This is a genomic window from Paenibacillus sp. plas6 (assembly GCF_057221655.1).
This window is the reverse complement of sequence record NZ_CM170151.1, coordinates 2,292,140-2,308,208: the sequence shown is the minus strand read 5'-3', so window position 1 is coordinate 2,308,208 and position 16,069 is coordinate 2,292,140. Positions and strand designations below refer to the sequence as shown.

The 16,069-nt window shown below is 38.2% G+C and carries 16 protein-coding genes and 1 pseudogene; 6 read left to right on the top strand and 11 right to left on the bottom strand.

Annotated features, from left to right (window positions below):
- Positions 1 to 326: 326 nt before the first annotated feature.
- The 3 genes from AC2TDL_RS10435 to AC2TDL_RS10425 all read right to left on the bottom strand — a co-directional run bounded on the left by AC2TDL_RS10435 (position 327) and on the right by AC2TDL_RS10425 (position 3,488).
- Positions 327 to 956 carry a winged helix-turn-helix domain-containing protein gene (locus tag AC2TDL_RS10435; protein ID WP_484696078.1) on the bottom strand — a complete coding sequence of 210 codons (630 nt, stop codon included), beginning with the start codon at positions 954 to 956 and terminating at the stop codon, positions 327 to 329.
- Between the two features lie 256 nt (positions 957 to 1,212).
- Positions 1,213 to 2,172 carry an IS30 family transposase gene (locus tag AC2TDL_RS10430; RefSeq protein ID WP_340834498.1) on the bottom strand — a complete coding sequence of 320 codons (960 nt, stop codon included), beginning with the start codon at positions 2,170 to 2,172 and terminating at the stop codon, positions 1,213 to 1,215.
- A 131-nt stretch (positions 2,173 to 2,303) separates the two neighbouring features.
- Positions 2,304 to 3,488 carry an IS256 family transposase gene (locus tag AC2TDL_RS10425; RefSeq protein WP_484696077.1) on the bottom strand — a complete coding sequence of 395 codons (1,185 nt, stop codon included), beginning with the start codon at positions 3,486 to 3,488 and terminating at the stop codon, positions 2,304 to 2,306.
- A gap of 225 nt (positions 3,489 to 3,713) precedes the next feature.
- Here AC2TDL_RS10425 and AC2TDL_RS10420 point away from each other — a divergent pair, with 225 nt between their 5' ends.
- The 3 genes from AC2TDL_RS10420 (at position 3,714) to AC2TDL_RS10410 (ending at position 4,855) form a co-directional block, all read left to right on the top strand.
- Positions 3,714 to 3,926, top strand: coding sequence for a MauE/DoxX family redox-associated membrane protein (locus tag AC2TDL_RS10420; RefSeq protein WP_484696076.1), 213 nt, complete (start codon positions 3,714 to 3,716; stop codon positions 3,924 to 3,926).
- 123 nt (positions 3,927 to 4,049) lie between these two features.
- Complete coding sequence (locus AC2TDL_RS10415; RefSeq protein WP_484696075.1) at positions 4,050 to 4,460, top strand: hypothetical protein; 411 nt, start codon at positions 4,050 to 4,052, stop codon at positions 4,458 to 4,460.
- A 20-nt stretch (positions 4,461 to 4,480) separates the two neighbouring features.
- On the top strand, positions 4,481 to 4,855 hold the full coding sequence (locus tag AC2TDL_RS10410; protein ID WP_484696074.1) for a hypothetical protein: 375 nt from the start codon (positions 4,481 to 4,483) through the stop codon (positions 4,853 to 4,855).
- A gap of 110 nt (positions 4,856 to 4,965) precedes the next feature.
- Here AC2TDL_RS10410 and AC2TDL_RS10405 read toward each other — a convergent pair whose 3' ends face one another.
- Positions 4,966 to 5,253, bottom strand: coding sequence for a hypothetical protein (locus AC2TDL_RS10405; protein ID WP_484696073.1), 288 nt, complete (start codon positions 5,251 to 5,253; stop codon positions 4,966 to 4,968).
- A 326-nt stretch (positions 5,254 to 5,579) separates the two neighbouring features.
- Between AC2TDL_RS10405 and AC2TDL_RS10400 the strand changes: the two genes are divergently transcribed.
- Complete coding sequence (locus tag AC2TDL_RS10400) at positions 5,580 to 7,211, top strand: rhamnogalacturonan lyase B N-terminal domain-containing protein (RefSeq protein ID WP_484696072.1); 1,632 nt, start codon at positions 5,580 to 5,582, stop codon at positions 7,209 to 7,211.
- 139 nt (positions 7,212 to 7,350) lie between these two features.
- Here the strand turns inward: AC2TDL_RS10400 and trpB are convergent, their stop codons facing one another.
- From trpB to AC2TDL_RS10370, 6 genes and pseudogenes are all read right to left on the bottom strand, one after another.
- A complete protein-coding gene (gene trpB, locus AC2TDL_RS10395) occupies positions 7,351 to 8,517 on the bottom strand; it encodes a tryptophan synthase subunit beta (protein WP_484696071.1) in 1,167 nt (388 codons plus the stop codon).
- A 164-nt stretch (positions 8,518 to 8,681) separates the two neighbouring features.
- A complete protein-coding gene (locus tag AC2TDL_RS10390) occupies positions 8,682 to 10,199 on the bottom strand; it encodes a malate:quinone oxidoreductase (RefSeq protein ID WP_484696070.1) in 1,518 nt (505 codons plus the stop codon).
- Between the two features lie 471 nt (positions 10,200 to 10,670).
- Positions 10,671 to 11,652: pseudogene (locus AC2TDL_RS10385) on the bottom strand (Gfo/Idh/MocA family protein).
- Between the two features lie 151 nt (positions 11,653 to 11,803).
- Positions 11,804 to 12,778: a hypothetical protein gene (locus tag AC2TDL_RS10380; protein WP_484696069.1), complete on the bottom strand. Its 975-nt coding sequence runs from the start codon at positions 12,776 to 12,778 to the stop codon at positions 11,804 to 11,806.
- Complete coding sequence (locus AC2TDL_RS10375; RefSeq protein WP_484696068.1) at positions 12,768 to 13,346, bottom strand: sigma-70 family RNA polymerase sigma factor; 579 nt, start codon at positions 13,344 to 13,346, stop codon at positions 12,768 to 12,770. Before AC2TDL_RS10375 ends, AC2TDL_RS10380 begins: the two co-directional genes overlap by 11 nt.
- A 159-nt stretch (positions 13,347 to 13,505) precedes the next feature.
- Entirely contained in the window at positions 13,506 to 14,096 is a 591-nt protein-coding gene (locus tag AC2TDL_RS10370) for a TetR/AcrR family transcriptional regulator (protein ID WP_484696067.1), read from the bottom strand.
- Between the two features lie 133 nt (positions 14,097 to 14,229).
- Between AC2TDL_RS10370 and AC2TDL_RS10365 the strand changes: the two genes are divergently transcribed.
- Both AC2TDL_RS10365 and AC2TDL_RS10360 read left to right on the top strand, forming a co-directional pair.
- Positions 14,230 to 14,703 (top strand): YhgE/Pip domain-containing protein, encoded by a 474-nt coding sequence (locus AC2TDL_RS10365; RefSeq protein ID WP_484696066.1) that lies wholly within the window; start codon positions 14,230 to 14,232, stop codon positions 14,701 to 14,703.
- A 105-nt stretch (positions 14,704 to 14,808) separates the two neighbouring features.
- A complete protein-coding gene (locus AC2TDL_RS10360; protein ID WP_484696065.1) occupies positions 14,809 to 15,378 on the top strand; it encodes an ABC-2 transporter permease in 570 nt (189 codons plus the stop codon).
- A 71-nt stretch (positions 15,379 to 15,449) separates the two neighbouring features.
- On the opposite strand, the gene AC2TDL_RS10355 is transcribed toward AC2TDL_RS10360, so the two are convergent.
- Complete coding sequence (locus AC2TDL_RS10355; RefSeq protein WP_484696064.1) at positions 15,450 to 16,067, bottom strand: NAD(P)-dependent oxidoreductase; 618 nt, start codon at positions 16,065 to 16,067, stop codon at positions 15,450 to 15,452.
- Positions 16,068 to 16,069: the final 2 nt, after the last annotated feature.

Sequence of the window (16,069 nt, the reverse complement as noted above, 5' to 3'; positions counted from 1 at the left end):
ATAACACCTCATTAAAAGTTCGATACTGCTACCTAATTAGCTATATACTATTGCACAAATATTTAATAATAGTTCATCGTTAATCTATATCTGTATTCTATTTTCATCAAATTAGACTTTAAATTTCATTGCTCTTTGAATGTAACTTAGGAAGGTTTATTGAGTGACTGAGATATGGTTTATAATCAATTTATGAGGGTAAATGCGTAGTGAAGTTAAAAAGTGTATTTTTAAATTATAATGAAGCTTTAATGAATACAGATATATACCTTACAATCAACTAACTTAATCACAAGTTTTTAACATATATCCTCCTCCCTTTTTAGTTATGATAAAATCAGGTTTCTGCGGGTTAACTTCAATTTTTTTCGCAACTTTTGAATAGTAATATACACGTTTGTATCATTAGCAATTCCATTCCAAATCGCTTCTATTAGTTCATCCTTCTTAATTATACAATTTCTATTTTCAACCGAAATTTTTAGTAAATCAATTTCTCGTCCACTTAATTCAATTTCCAAATCCCCTTTTTTGATAACCCTATTATTAAAATCAATTTCAATTTTATTAATCGTTCTTGTCCCTCTTAAGGTTACAATTTTTTCTTTTATTTTTTTTCTTATTTTTTGATCACCGTTTTCAATTTCTTTAACTAGCTCAATATCAGTTATTAATTTAATACCTAGTTTTTCTATAATCTCTAGCTTATCTTCCCCTATTAAATTGGAATATATGTGAACGGGTATTCTGAATTTCTTTATAATGCGATTACAGAACTGAATATCATCAAAACCAACTGATAAAGTACATATTATTATGTAATCGTAATTTTCAACCAATAAATTATTCAAATGTATCTCTGAACTAATATTTGTTATAAAATAGCCCAATCTATGCATTTCGTTCTCCAGATGTAATGAAAACAATCTATACTTCGAGTAAACTATTATATTCATTACTACCTCCGAAATATATTTATTCTTTAGTTATGTTAAAGAGATAAATGATAATGCATAAAATACCATTTTTCATCTGTGTGAAGTTACTAGATTGGCGACAGGTAAACCATTCAATTTTCAATGTTCAGCTTATCTAATATTGATTTTATTTAGCTTTTAATTATTATTTCAAGTAATTACTTAAAATACATAGTACATATCTAGGTATTTGATTTCAATCCAGATTGATTACGCATATTTATATGATAGATTGTCAAGCTAAGTGCGACAACTCGTCCATAATCGCTTCGTGAGAAGTTTTCCAACCTAGACATTTACGTGGTCTATGGTTGATTAAATCTAAAGCACATTCAAGTTCAGCTTGATCTATCGTGTTTAAGTCGAACTTCTTAGGAAAGAATTCTCTGAGAAGCCCATTGGCATTTTCGTTACTGCCTCTTTGCCAAGATGAATAAGGATCAGCAAAGTAAACCATCAAGCCGTGTTCTTCTAACAATGCTTGATGGCAAGCGAATTCCTTCCCACGGTCAACGGTAGCTGTAAACATAGGTAAAGCAAGTTCTTCTAAAGCCGTAGCAACAGCTTTCTCCATAGACAAGGCTGAACGGTCAGGCATTTTTACAGCGTAGTAATAGCGTGTTTTTCGTTCGACAAAGGTAGCCAAGCAGCCTTTACTTTTACCACGGCTAGAAACGACAGTATCAAGCTCCCAATGACCAAAGGTTTCACGTTGCTTCACTTCTTTTGGACGTTGCCTGATGGATAATCCAAGATTAAAGCGACCTCTGCTTTCACGAGGCTTTCTACGCTTTCCCTTGTGTCGCAAGAAGATGGTGTTTCCTTGGACGAGCTTCCCCTGGTAAATCCAGCGATAGATGGTCTTAAAGGATACCGCGTGCTCAGGATCGTCTTGTTTCATTCGACCTTCAATTTGTTCTGGAGACCATGTTGCAGCCAGAGTTTGAGTAAGGTAATGTGCTCTGTCTTTGTTCCACTTTCCTTTTGGTTTACTTTGCATCCGCTTGTGCTGATAATCGGCTTGTGCGTCGCTAGCCTCATAAGTAGAAGAGTGGTTATTCATGCGTTGTATTTCACGAGAAACCGTAGAATGGTGGCGCTTGATCTGCTGTGCAATGGCTCTTGCACTCCATCCTAAATGTAATAATGTTTCTATTTTTGTACGCTCGTTTATGGTAAGATGTGTATAGCTCATGACGAGTTCTCCTTGTAGGTGGTGTCTGGTAACTTCATTCTACACGAATTCGTCATGAGTTATTTTTTTAGGTGTCGCACTTCATATTACAATCTTTCAAATAAAAATAACTTTTACTTGTAGCAGTTGAATTACGTGTTGCTTTTGAACATGGCTTGTAGTTCTGCACGAGCTTGATCAAAGCCAATATGACATCTTGTAGCAAAGCGTTGGTTATAGCCTTCGAACTGTGAAACTAAGAATTTTTCTAGTGCTTCTTCATGAGGAAATTGCTCTTTCCGCTTGGTATATTTCTTGATCTGCTTGTTAAAGGATTCAATAAGATTAGTAGAGTAAATGCTTCTCCAAATCGACTGTGGAAAGCTGTAAAACGTGAAGATATAGGGATTCTCCACTAAGGCTTTCGTTGCTTTAGGATAAGCAGTTTTCCACTTATCACAGAAACGTTCTAGTGCTTCACGACCAGCTTGCTCATCTTTTGCACGGTATACGGTCTTGAAATCATCACAGATCTCAGCACGATCAGACACACGCACTTTATGAGCAAGATTGCGAGCAAGATGAACACAACAGGTTTGGTATTTGGCACCTGGAAAGACCTCGAAAATGGCATCAACCATGCCTTTTAATCCATCAGAAATAAAGAGTAGCACTTCTTCTGTGCCTCTTTCTCGAAGGTCTTGCAGAAGCTCTTTCCACACGTAAGCAGACTCGGTTGGAGCAATGGCATAGCTTAACACTTCCTTAGAACCATCTTCGCGAATGCCAACAGCTAAGTAAACCGCTTCTTTCGAAACGGTCTCACGCTTTACAGCAATGTAGGTTGCATCCAAATAGACGCAGACATAGCGTGTAGCTAACGAGCGTTTCAAGAAGGCATCCACATGCCCTACCATCACTTGCGTCATGTTAGAAATGGTTTGCGGGGTGTAATGATGCCCATACATTTTCTCGATCAGATCAGCGATTTCAGTCATGGTTACGCCCTTTTGGAACATATGAATGACAAACGATTCTAACGTGTCGTTGGATCGCTTGTAGGGTGCTACGGTCTGCTGCTTGAACGCTCCATTACGATCACGAGGGATTTGAAGGTGCAGATCGCCGTATTCCGTATGGAGCGTACGTGTATAGCTGCCGTTACGAGAATTGCCTGTATTGAAGCCTGCACGATCATACTTTTCGTAATCTAGGAAGGCGGTTAACTCGGTTGTTAACAAGTGATTCATCGCTCTTTCGAGGTGAATACGAAAAATTTCAGTCACATCTTGTTTTGTAACTAGAGCTTGGACTAAATCTGTTGTAAAATGATTCATAGGGAAGACCTCTCTCTGTGAATTTTGTGTGGTAACTCAATTCTACAAGAAAAGGTCTTCCTTTTGCATTTATTCATTTACACATAATATTTTATACTCTCAATTTTGATCCTTCTTTTCTTTACATCGTTCTACTTTAAATTGTTAGATTTTAAAAATTTTAAATATTCGATTATGTCATATAAGCTTATTCCGAAATATCTTGTTACTTAAGCTTCAATTTTTGTGCTATTTATTGAGCTGTTATTAGTAATTTTATTGACTTTACAATATTTTTTATTTTGGGCCCATATTTTAGGCTTATTGCTTTTACTTTCTTTTACTCTTCTTTTGTTACTCAACAGTAAGAAAAAAAGTTTAGACTCCTGTACTTGCTTCGGTCAATTTGACTTTTTAAATCGAAACCCTATTCTACGAAACATTTTTTTATGGTTTTAATCATTATAAACTTGTTAGTTCCAAATACAGAGATGGTTCCACAGATTAGTCTAGTGCTTACTGTCATGATTTCAATTATAGTTCTAGATATTCTTATTAAGAAAAGAGCAATAAGGAGGATAAATGTTTAACTTTCTTTTGTTAAGTATCCTAATATTGTTAATAATTACCTCTAACATTGTCGATCTCAACAGAAAAAAGCTACTTTTGCAAAGTTTGCAGCAGTACTTTTACGATAACAATCTAGTCTTTGATAGCAAAATACCTGTGCTTTATATTCATTACTCATCCTCTCTATTAAAGAAATTAGATGAAATTCTTAAAAATCAAATGCGCTCCTCTATTTATGTCATTTTTGATGCGCCCACATGGTTGTTCGAGACCAAAAAAAAGCAGTGGTATGGAACTGTAATAGATCCTAATTATATTTCAGAGAAATCACTAATTAACTCTCACCGTAGCAAAGTTTTTTTATTAGAGCAGACTTCTTACATCTCCGAGGTTACGACTTACTTAGAAGAACAATATTCATAATTAATTTGGGAGGGCATCGTATGAATGATATTTATGCACAACTTACTATATGCGATAAAATTGAAACGAATTATGAAGATTTGTCCTACAATATGCAAAATGTACGTTCTCGTATAAAAGTAGATGTATATCCAACAATCATCATGCTGAACGTACTCATTAAAGTTTTTTATAGAGGAGGGCAACAATATTCAACTTGCATAGCAGTTACACATCAAAGATCGCAAATATTTAGGTCAAAAGAACATCTACTCTATATGGAAGGCAAAGATCTAGGCCATTTAAATGATATTGTGGAAGATGTACGATTTCCTATTACGAAGTCGGGAGCATACTTTATCAGATATTTATGTGATGACCAAGTAGTCACTGAAACGCCTATCTTTATTGTATGATGTTGAAGTTGAATTTATGGATAACCCCATTCTACATTAGAATGGGGCTTTCAATTAGCTGCAATAATCCAATAACAGCATAATAATTTCGTCATTATAACAAAAGATGATTAGCTGTATTCACGATCCTCAACAATATACTCTGCCTGTTGTAATTGCTGCTTCATCGTTTCTAATTGCTCCTGATGTTGCTGCACGAGCTCCATATGCTCCTCATATTGAGCTGCATTGTACACTGCCTGTTCAGCATGGGCTAATGAATTTTGTGCCTGCTCAATTATTTGTTCCTCTGGATGTGACAATGCTTGCTTTACTGCGCGATTCGCTCGTTGAACTGCATTACCAGATAAGCTAACAGGATGATCTTGCTTCCAACTTATATCAGAATGTTTAGCCATCGACATTATCCTCCCTATTTGAGTACTTAAAGTATCATGCTTATTGTAGCTAAAAACACGAAAAACTATGCTTAGCTTAGCCGAACGACCTCAACTAGTAAGCAGCTTAATTCCCCGAATGATGTACATTATTCCAACAACCATTAAAAATTAGAGGTGCATAAACACTGATTTTTGACTGTTGATTCGAGAGCTTTTTCATTATACTAGTAACCGATCACAGTAGTCGTACTTAACATAATAATTTGCACTACCCTTAAAGATGCTTTATAAGCGCTAACATGTACGGCTGCTTATGATAAATCTTTATTGAAGGGATTGGTTAAATGTTAGGTAGTTTCTCTGTTTCACGCAAGTCTGTAAGTTTGCTCCTCGTCTTCACTCTCGTTGTTACCGCGATGTTTATCCCCGCTTCAAATGTTAACGCAGCAACTGTTTATGTCACAGATACAGGCACAAATATTATTGTAAATACTGGGGCTGGACTGGAATACACAATTCAAAAGTCGACCGGAAGTATGACCTCAGCCAAGTTTAATAGCACTGAATTAATCGCCACAGGTAAAAGCTCACATATTGGTTCTGGGTTAGGCTCCGCTACAGTTACCTGGAATAAGTCTCCATCTGGCTCTACCGTTCTAATTACTGTACAAACATCAACACTCACCCATTATTACTCTTCACGCGGTGGCGAAAACATCATCTATATGGCAACCTATATAACAGCAGAGCCTTCTGTCGGTGAGCTGCGCTACATCTTCCGCGGTAAAGGCGATGTGCTAACCAATGTACCAGCCGAATCTAAAACACGTAACAGCACAGTAACTGTAGAAAGCTCGGATGTGTTCGGTTTCTCTAATGGGCAAACCGTCTCAAAATATTATGGAAACGACCAAGCGAAAGATTTATCTATCCGTGGTGTAACTGGAAACGGTGTAGGCGTATTTATGGCTTACGGTAATCGAGAAAAAAGCTCAGGCGGACCTTTTTTCCGCGATATTCAGTTTCAAAGCGGAACAGACACAGAAGTATACAACTATATGAATTCAGGTCATGCACAAACTGAGGCATTCCGTATGGGACTGCATGGTCCTTATGCATTAGTATTTACAAATGGCGCTACCCCAAGTGTACCGGATTTTAGCTGGATGTCTGGATTAAACTTACAGGGCTGGGTTTCCAGTCGAGGAAATTTTGTACTTAACGGTTTAAATGGTATGGAAAGCGGCTATACGTATACAATTGGCTTTGCCAATAGCAATGCACAATACTGGACAACGACAAACTCTAGCGGTCAAGCAACAAAGTACGGTATGATACCAGGCACATATACGATGACCGTATATAAAGGAGAATTGGCAGTATACACAGAGAGTGTAACGATTAATGCGAATCAAACGACTACACTAAATACTCGCACGATAAATAACGATCCAAGCACCGCAGCCGCAATTTGGCGAATTGGGAAATGGGATGGTACTCCGCTTGAGCTGCTTAATGGGCAAACCATTAGCATCCGTCACCCATCTGATAGCCGTAACCCAAGCTGGGGACCTGTAACTTATGCAGTTGGCAGTGCAACAAATAAGTTCCCTGCAATTCAAGCTCGCCAAACGAACTCACCTACTACAATTACGTTCAATCTTAACTCTACGCAAGCTTCATCTTCTCATGTATTAAGAATCGGAATTACGGCTGCCTTATATGGCGGAAGACCAAGCGTTTCTGTCAATGGCAATGCACTAAGTATTCAAAGCGCATCTAGCCAACCAAATAGTCGCAGCTTTACAATCGGAACTTACCGCGGAAATAATCATATGTACAGTTGGACCATCCCTGCTTCTTATCTAAATAACGGTTCTAACACCATCACGATCGGAGTCGCTAGCGGCAGCAGCGATATCGGCGGTTGGTTAAGTGCTGGGTGGGTATATGACTGTGTTGATTTGCTAAATTAATAACGGTAACTGTTTCCGCTCAAACTATGCCTATATATAGGCATACTAAAAAGGGATGCTCAGCTCGTCAGTTTGCTGTAACTACTGACTTTCTGAGCATCCCTTATAACAGTTATTTTATGTACCTACTGGATTCTTTTTATTCACCTTTGAGCATATGGAACACTTGTTCAACGTCTTTATCGCCGCGACCTGATAAATTAACGATAATGATACTATCCTTGCTTAACGTTGGCGCTAGCTTTTTAGCATAAGCAACAGCATGAGCACTTTCTAGCGCTGGAATGATGCCTTCTGTCGCAGAAAGTTCCTGGAAAGCCTCCAGCACTTCTTCATTACTTACGCTATAGTATTCTGCACGACCGCTTACCTTTAATTGGCTATGCTCTGGTCCGATTCCTGGATAATCTAAGCCGGCTGCAATGGAGTAGGTTGGCTTCGGATTTCCTTCTTCATCAAGCAATACTAAGCATTTAAAGCCATGTAGCATTCCAGGTACTCCTTGGGTAAGTGAAGGCGCAAGCTCTGGTTCAACCCCGATTAAACGCACACTTGGCTCATCTATGTAATGAGCAAATGCACCAATTGCATTACTGCCACCACCTGCACAGGCAATTACTGCATCAGGCAAGCGACCTTCCTTCTCAACAATTTGTCGTTTAGACTCCTCGCTAATAATTGATTGGAAATGTTTAACAATTGTAGGAAATGGATGCGGTCCTACGGCAGATCCTAATAAATAAAAGGTTGTCTTATAATTTTCAACCAAATCATTAAGTGCTGCATCAACAGCATCTTTTAGGCGGCCTTGTCCACTTGATACAGGCACGACTTTTGCGCCCAGCAGTTCCATACGGAACACATTTAATGCTTGGCGGCGAGTATCCTCTGCCCCCATATAAATAACACATTCCATATCGAACATCGCACATGCAGTAGCAGTAGCAACTCCATGCTGCCCTGCACCAGTTTCAGCGATTACACGTTTAGCTCCCATCCGTTTTGCTAATAATATTTGCCCAACAACATTATTAATTTTATGAGCCCCAGTATGGTTAAGATCTTCACGTTTTAAATATACTTTTGCTCCTCCCCATTTTTCGGTAATTCGTGAAGCAAAGGTTAAAGGATTTTCACGCCCTACATATTCTTTTAAGTAGTAATTTAATTCTCTCTTAAAATCTGGATCATCTTTAAACTTGACAAATTGCTCATACAAGTAATCTAACACTTCTTGTAGCTCTGGTGAAACAAAACTGCCTCCAAACTCACCAAAATAACCCGCTTGCTCCTTTAATTCACTCATCTTACAAGCACCTCCATTAATCAATTACTACAACTAAATTATAGCGGCTTTTACCATTTAAGCGCTATCAATTTATAATAAAAAAGAGGTTGTTTCGCTTTTCAACATCATTGAAAAGCAAAGCAACCTCATCTATGTTCAAAATATAAACTTATTGATTGTCCCTACATTTTAGCAGTTTGTTTATCTCTTAAGCGCAATGAAGCTGCAGTAGATTGATCAAGTTGTTTTAGTAACTGTACATTATCTAATAAAGATACACCATAAGACGGAATCATTTCCTTCAACTTAGGTTGCCATTCTTTCATCTGTTGCGGGAAGCATCTATTTAAAACCTCAAGCATAACATGCACAGCAGTAGAGGCACCTGGAGAAGCTCCAAGCAGCGCTGCAATCGAACCGTCGGCTGCACTAACAACCTCAGTACCAAACTGCAACGTACCGCGACCACCCGTCTCTGTATCCTTAATGACTTGTACGCGTTGACCAGCAATTACGATATCCCAATCCTCAAGTTTAGCATTAGGAATAAATTCACGCAGCTCCTCCAAACGTTGCTCGTTTGAAAGCATAAGCTGTTGAATTAAGTATTTGGTAAGAGCCATTTCCTTCACACCAGCAGCCAGCATCGTTAACACATTATGCGGCTTAACGGAAGTCAATAAGTCTAAATTTGAGCCCGTCTTAAGGAATTTTGGTGAAAAGCCAGCAAACGGTCCAAATAATAATGACTTCTTGTTATTAATATAACGTGTATCAAGATGCGGTACGGACATTGGCGGAGCGCCAACTTTAGCTTTGCCATATACTTTAGCGTGATGCTTAGCAATAACTTCTTCATTTTTACATACCATAAACAAGCCGCTAACAGGGAATCCACCGATACGCTTACCTTCAGGAATACCTGATTTTTGCAACAAGTGTAAGCTTCCACCGCCGCCGCCAATAAACACAAATTTCGCTTTATGACGCTCAACTACACCAGTAGAAAGATTCTTTACTTTAAGCTCCCAGTTACCGTCACCAGCGCGCTTAATATCTACTACGCTATGCTTATAATGAATCTCTACCTTTTGCTGTTTCAAATGCTCAAACAACAAACGTGTTAGCGCACCAAAATTGACATCTGTACCTGAATCAATTTTCGTTGCGGCTATCGGTTCATTGTCAGTACGTCCTTCCATAATTAAAGGCACCCATTGCTTTAACTTTTCTGGATTTTCAGTAAATTCCATGCCATCAAACAATGGAATTTTTGATAGCGCTTCATAGCGCTTTTTTAGAAAAGCAACATTTTTTTCGCCTTGTACCAAACTCATATGAGGCAAAGGCATAATAAAATCTTGCGGGTTTTTAATAATTTTGCGGTCCACAAGATAAGCCCAGAACTGCTTAGATAGTTGAAACTGCTCGTTAACTTTAATCGCCTTGCTAATGTCTAGCGTGCCATCTGGTTTCTCAGAAGTGTAGTTTAGCTCGCACAATGCAGCATGACCAGTTCCTGCATTATTCCATTCATTTGAACTTTCTTCCCCTGCTTTGTCCAGCTTCTCGAACACTTTAATTTCCCAGCTAGGCATTAATTCTTTAAGCAGCGAGCCTAGCGTCGCACTCATTATACCGGCACCAATTAAAATAACATCTGTTTGATTGTTCTTGTTACTCATCTTAACCGTCCTCATATTGTAATATTTGAAGAAAGGCTGTAGGTGGCCTCGCTTAGGTAAAAACCCAGAGTGCGACCAAGTCACACACCTTTTCCAGTATCAACAGTTTATATCATAGTGTTTTACTTTGATTTATCCATTCGCCTATTATCTATTATAGGATAGTTAATTGTCAGTTAAAAGACGGAAAAATTCGCATAATTACATTGCAATGACCTTATTTACATTTCATTTCCAATCTTACAACTATATAGCCATACATTTAAAGCATAACCTGCGTTGAAAATGATAGAACTTTTTTATCTTTGAGCAAATTTTTTCTATTATATATGTAGAATTATAAAAAATAAGAGCCGCTAAAGTTATTAGCGACTCTTGCAACTCATTTAAACTTATCTAACCATTTAGTTCTCCTCTATTTATTTAAAGTTATCTTAATATTTAAATTTTTTGTTATTAACTAATAAAATTTATCCATATCAAATATTACTGTTTCATAAGCTCATCCATAACCCAGTTTGTTCTTGCCCCTGTTTCTCCTGTACTTGGACATAAATGACTACCGCATGTTAAGTCAACGACAATTTTTTCGACTAACGGTTGATGAACATGCTGCGGTCGTTCAAAATGCCACTGCTGCTCCCCTTTATCCGTTGTTAATATAATTGGATCATCACCAAAGGTCGAAAATGAGATTTTTCCGTCACTGCCGATTATTTCATTGCGATCGACATGTTCAAAAGCAGAGAAGCACCAACTGCCTACTCCATGAACTCCTGATTGAAACAAATATGTACCCGTTACAATGTCTTCAGCCGAGTAATGACCTGCTTGATTACTGTGAAAACCTTTAGCTTGCTTAATAGGACCTAATAAATAATCCAAAATATCTAAAGTATGACTTGCTAAATCAAAAAATAATCCGCCGCCTGATAAATGAGGCTGCACTCGCCATGGAAGATTAGTGGAATCCAACTCATCTTTTCCTGCCTTTCGATAGTGGGTTGTTGTAACAAATCTCACTTCGCCAATTGCCCTATTTTGCAAAAGCTCTTTTACCTTTAGAAATCTTGGCTGTGCTCGGCGATAATAAGCTACATACAACGGCACGTTTGCTGCTCTACAAGCCTCAATCATTTCTTGGCATTCCGGCCAATTTAAAGCCATTGGCTTTTCTACGTAAACAGGCTTGCCTGCCTTCGCCGCTTTCAAGGTGTACTCCTTGTGTGAACCTGGAGGAGTAGCGATATAGATGGCATTGACTTCTGGGTCATTAATCAGTGCATCGGCATCATCATACCATTTAGCAACACCGTGTCTTTTTGCATAATCCTCCGCTAAATGACCTGTTCTGGCGCATAACAGCAACTAACTTTGAATTTTTTACTTTTTGAAAAGCTGGTCCGCTTTTTACTTCGGTAACGTTGCCACAACCGATAATTCCCCAACGAACTTCCTTTAATTCCATTGCGATTCCTCCTTAGATTTGCTTCTTCTATTGTTCTGTATGATGTCGTCACATTCCTGTATTTAGACTTTATATTTATTATGAATAAAAAATGGGATGCTTTTTCATCAATTCGATGAAAGAACATCCCTTCGTTCTAATTTATCTAACCTTACTCCTTAAGCAAGCTTTCCGCTACTTCTAGCAATTGCTCCTTTGTAATATCAGGTGAATGCGTATTTAGCGAATAAATCACTGCACTATCTCCATTCGTTTCTTGCCAGCTTACCGTTTGCAAGAAACTGCTATCGCCAAACAAAAATTGCGTATTTTCAGTGTAGTGAACAGTATGACCATTTAGTTCATAGTTATCGTATTCTGATGTTGAAGAGATATAGCCATCCAGCTTAAAAGTATCTTTATAGAGGCTCACGTTTAACTGAATCAACTCTCCATGACTGTCCTGATAAACTGACGTATAGCTGTCCAGTGACGGGTCTGCCTCTGTTAATATCCATACCGGCTCGGTGTTTCCCTTATTTTCATACTCAGCTTTCAACTCTTCAACATTTATTACTGAGTCGAATGTAATGTTCGTATTACTAATAGCGCCCTTTACAAATTGATATTCTCCGTCTAACAATTGATCAGGAATGTATTCTGCCACTTCCGCTTGCTCTAATACTGATTTCCACTCTTGAAAATTAGTGATAAATGCAGGCTTTGATACACCGATTAACGGATCTATTCCGGGCAATTGCTTCAAAGCTTCTGGCAAATAAACAGCAGCTAATTGACCTGGCGCAAGCTGATTCTCTACTGCTTTAATTTTGGCTCTTAGCTGATCTAGCTCCTCTTGCGTATACTGCAAGGATTCACTGCTATGAATAGACCATTTAACATTCCCTTCAGAATTTGAATAAAGCAGCTTGGTGCCTCCATAGGCAAATCCGCTTAGCACTACAACAAGTAACGCAACGATCGCTGATTTCCATAATGTTACTTTTCTTTTCATAACAAACGTCCCCTTTTTCTCCACCATCTCTACTCTGTATTGCGCCATGATGGAAGCATCCAGTGAGGGAGGACATTTCAATGATTCATTATTGCGTTTAAAAGCTTCTGCCAGCTGATGCTCAATAGACATAACCTTCTCTCTCCTTTCCTTCGCCTGATTGCTCAAATCGACGACGCAATAGCTTGAGGGCATGATGATGTCTTGATTTAACGGTTCCTAATGGAATGTTTAGTACAGTTGCAATTTCTTCTAGCGAGCAATCTTGATAATACCTAAGTACAATGACTTCTCTCGCTTTATAGGGAAGCTCATTCAATATAGGCAGCAGATCCATTTTGTCATTAATTGAACGCAAGCGATCATTCGCTTGTTTATCATGAGGTATTTCTGTCGTCCGCTTTAGCTTCTCCATAATGCGAAATAATCTCCAGTTTTTTCTTTTCCAATTGCGTACTTGTCTAACGATAATACCGTTAAACCACGCCTCGAACGATTGATTATGCCGATACTTATTCACACTTCTAAGCAGTTCAATGTACACCTCACTCATAATGTCAGGAACATCGTTCTTGTTAGAAGTAAGATAGTAAATTAAACGATAGGCATCGTCCTTTGACGCTTCGTACACCATTCGAAAAGCTTCCTCCTCCCCTTGACTCATCCGGATGAGCAAGGGGCTCCAATCCAATTTTTTCATAGGGACCGGCCTCCTATTAGGTGTTACATATACTATTGGCTCGAAGTGTAAAAAAAGTTCGATAAGTTATGAAAAAAAATAAAAGGCTATCCTAACGGACAGCCACTATTGTAATGAGTTATTAATAGATTTTAGTCGGACTGCTAAAACATGTATTCGCTATTCTTTACGAATAAAGGAAATAATATCAATATATATTGTCGTCATTTCTCGTGGGGATTTATCTAAACCATTTTGAATCCATTGCTCAATTAATCCTAAAAAAGCAGAAGTAATAAAAGACAAAAAGTACTCTAGCGGTACAGTTAAATGATTAATAAAAGATTGATACTGCTCCAAATTAAGTCTTACTTTTTGCGAAAAAGTATCTTTGAAGCGAATATGAAAACCCGCTCGGCCATGGTCACTTAATAATATTTTTAATAACTGGGCATGCTTTTCAATAAAGCTAAACAGTGTATCAGCTAAATGCTCTTGACCCTTCTCAAAAGCTTGTGTCGGTAAATAGTTAGCTTGCAGTGCATCAACATGATCTCCTAGATCAGTAAACAGCTTTTGCTCCATCTGCTCCAGCAAATCAAATTTATCTACATAGTGCAAGTAAAACGTTCCTCGATTAATTTTCGCAATTTTAGCAATATCGCCAATTGTTATCGATTCAAACGATTTTTCCTGCAATATTTGAATAAACGCTTTTTGAATAAGCTCCTTTGTTTTACGGTTTTTTTCCGCATAAATACCGGTTGGCATCGAGTAATTTCCCTCCTGAAAATACAACATTCCGATCATTTCTGTTTATTGCTTCTATCTTCTCAAAAATTATAAGATATACACGTACCACTCATCAATGTGTTGAAAATTGAGAAAGGATGAATGAAATCATATGAAATTATTTAAAGAAAAGCTTGCATGGGCTGCCCCCATTGCTGTCATACTCATTATAGCTTTATTTTCAGTTAACCTATTCGTACAAGGGGATCCGCAAGTTAAAAATCTCCCTGTTGCGCTAATCGTAAATGACGAAGGAGAGCATGTTGAGGCAATAGAAAATATGATTGAGCAGATGTCTAGCACCGGTGACGATGCGGTTGTCGCATTCACTACAGTTAAACAAGACGAAATCGAGTCACTGTTCAAGGACAAAAAATATTATGCCGCACTCGTTATTCCAGAAGGTTATAACGATGCTCTGCAAAACGCAATAAATAAAAATGAACCTGCAAGTTTACAACTTCTAATTAATCAAGGTTATAACATGACTGGTGCAACTTATGCGAAAACTGCACTTAGTTCAATGATTAGCGAATTGAGTGCACAATATTCCAGCACATTTATTCAGCAAATCGGTGATCAATAAATAAGCGCAAATCAGGCATCAGTACTTGTTAATCCAATTGTTGCTCAAGAACAAATCTATAACCCTGTAACTGCTTCAACCGCTAATGGCAGCGCACCTATCTTAATGGCAATGCCAGCTTGGGTTGGTGCATTAATCGGAGGATTTATTTTATATTTAGCAACGTCAAATGTATTGAAAAGAGAAAAATTAAGCCGCCAATTAACGTTGCAGCTTATGATTAACCAAATAGTATTCGGAATTATTGTTGCGCTATTCTCAGGCTTTACAGTAGCAACTCTAGGCTTAATTGCAGGTGTGAATATGCCTAGCTACTTCTTGGTCGGTATCTTTGTTTCATTTGCGGCATTCTGTTTCTTCTTACTTGTTTCTGCAGTTACCGCATGGATCGGAAAACCTGCGATTACGTTGTTTATGATTGTAATGCTGCTAGGTATGGGGGTCATTATGATGCCTAAGGAAATGATTCCTGATTTCTTCGTTACCTTCGTTCGTCCTTGGATTCCAATTCGTTTCGCAGGTGACGGCTTACGTGAAATCTTCTACTTTGGCAGCGGCTTCTATACAGGCAAATCATTTAATACAATTTTAGGAATTGGTATTGTAGGTCTTATTATTTTTGCCCTGTCTTATTTCAAGCCAGTTCGTACAAAAGGAACTGCCGCTAACTCATAATTAATTTTGCAAAATAAAGAAAGAGTCGAGAAGCTCAACATGCTGTCTCGACTCTTTTTATGTTTTTACGATTAGTTTGCAATACCGATTGATGTGTTTTCATACCGAGTATCTTTTAATGCTTTTAAGATGAAATGAGCAACATCAGCTCGCGAGATAGAGCTCGCTTTGCTCGGTACGCTTGTTTCAGACTCACGATATGCCGCTGTCAATGGACCATTCGTTAAGCCCATGGGTCTTACTATCGTATACGTTAATCCTTGCGCTTTAATGTAATCAACTGCTGCTCGGTGATCGATTAATGGATTTTTCAACATAGTCATGACAAGCTTTCCACTAATACCGGGAATTTCTTGATCAATGCCTGCTGATGCTGTATAGATAATTCGTTTGACATTATGCTTCTTCATGCCATCAACAATATGCTTTGTCATCTCCTGCAACTCGGTAGATTTCTTCATTCCTTGGCTGGAACCTAGACAAGATACGACAACATCATGACCAGCGATCGCTTTAGCGACTGCTACAGGATCAAAGGCATCTCCTTGCACGACCGTTAATCGTTCATCTGTCGTCTGTAGCTTTGCTGGTGTTCTCACAAAAGCAGTTACTTCCAAGCCTGCCTCAACCGCTTGTTTAACAAAGGCTTGACCTACCCCGCCTGTTGCACCAAACACAATAATTTTCATTA

What these genes read in the sequence shown, in the direction of transcription:
- AC2TDL_RS10430 (WP_340834498.1), bottom strand. Translation starts at nt 2,172, where the DNA reads ATGAGCTATACACATCTTACCATAAACGAGCGTACAAAAATAGAAACA.
- AC2TDL_RS10425 (WP_484696077.1), bottom strand. Translation starts at nt 3,488, where the DNA reads ATGAATCATTTTACAACAGATTTAGTCCAAGCTCTAGTTACAAAACAA.
- AC2TDL_RS10375 (WP_484696068.1), bottom strand. Translation starts at nt 13,346, where the DNA reads ATGAAAAAATTGGATTGGAGCCCCTTGCTCATCCGGATGAGTCAAGGG.
- AC2TDL_RS10365 (WP_484696066.1), top strand. Translation starts at nt 14,230, where the DNA reads ATGAAATTATTTAAAGAAAAGCTTGCATGGGCTGCCCCCATTGCTGTC.
- AC2TDL_RS10360 (WP_484696065.1), top strand. Translation starts at nt 14,809, where the DNA reads ATGGCAATGCCAGCTTGGGTTGGTGCATTAATCGGAGGATTTATTTTA.
- AC2TDL_RS10435 (WP_484696078.1), bottom strand. Translation starts at nt 956, where the DNA reads ATGAATATAATAGTTTACTCGAAGTATAGATTGTTTTCATTACATCTG.
- AC2TDL_RS10380 (WP_484696069.1), bottom strand. Translation starts at nt 12,778, where the DNA reads ATGTCTATTGAGCATCAGCTGGCAGAAGCTTTTAAACGCAATAATGAA.
- AC2TDL_RS10410 (WP_484696074.1), top strand. Translation starts at nt 4,481, where the DNA reads ATGAATGATATTTATGCACAACTTACTATATGCGATAAAATTGAAACG.
- AC2TDL_RS10400 (WP_484696072.1), top strand. Translation starts at nt 5,580, where the DNA reads ATGTTAGGTAGTTTCTCTGTTTCACGCAAGTCTGTAAGTTTGCTCCTC.
- AC2TDL_RS10405 (WP_484696073.1), bottom strand. Translation starts at nt 5,253, where the DNA reads ATGGCTAAACATTCTGATATAAGTTGGAAGCAAGATCATCCTGTTAGC.
- AC2TDL_RS10390 (WP_484696070.1), bottom strand. Translation starts at nt 10,199, where the DNA reads ATGAGGACGGTTAAGATGAGTAACAAGAACAATCAAACAGATGTTATT.
- AC2TDL_RS10355 (WP_484696064.1), bottom strand. Translation starts at nt 16,067, where the DNA reads ATGAAAATTATTGTGTTTGGTGCAACAGGCGGGGTAGGTCAAGCCTTT.
- AC2TDL_RS10370 (WP_484696067.1), bottom strand. Translation starts at nt 14,096, where the DNA reads ATGCCAACCGGTATTTATGCGGAAAAAAACCGTAAAACAAAGGAGCTT.
- trpB (WP_484696071.1), bottom strand. Translation starts at nt 8,517, where the DNA reads ATGAGTGAATTAAAGGAGCAAGCGGGTTATTTTGGTGAGTTTGGAGGC.
- AC2TDL_RS10415 (WP_484696075.1), top strand. Translation starts at nt 4,050, where the DNA reads ATGTTTAACTTTCTTTTGTTAAGTATCCTAATATTGTTAATAATTACC.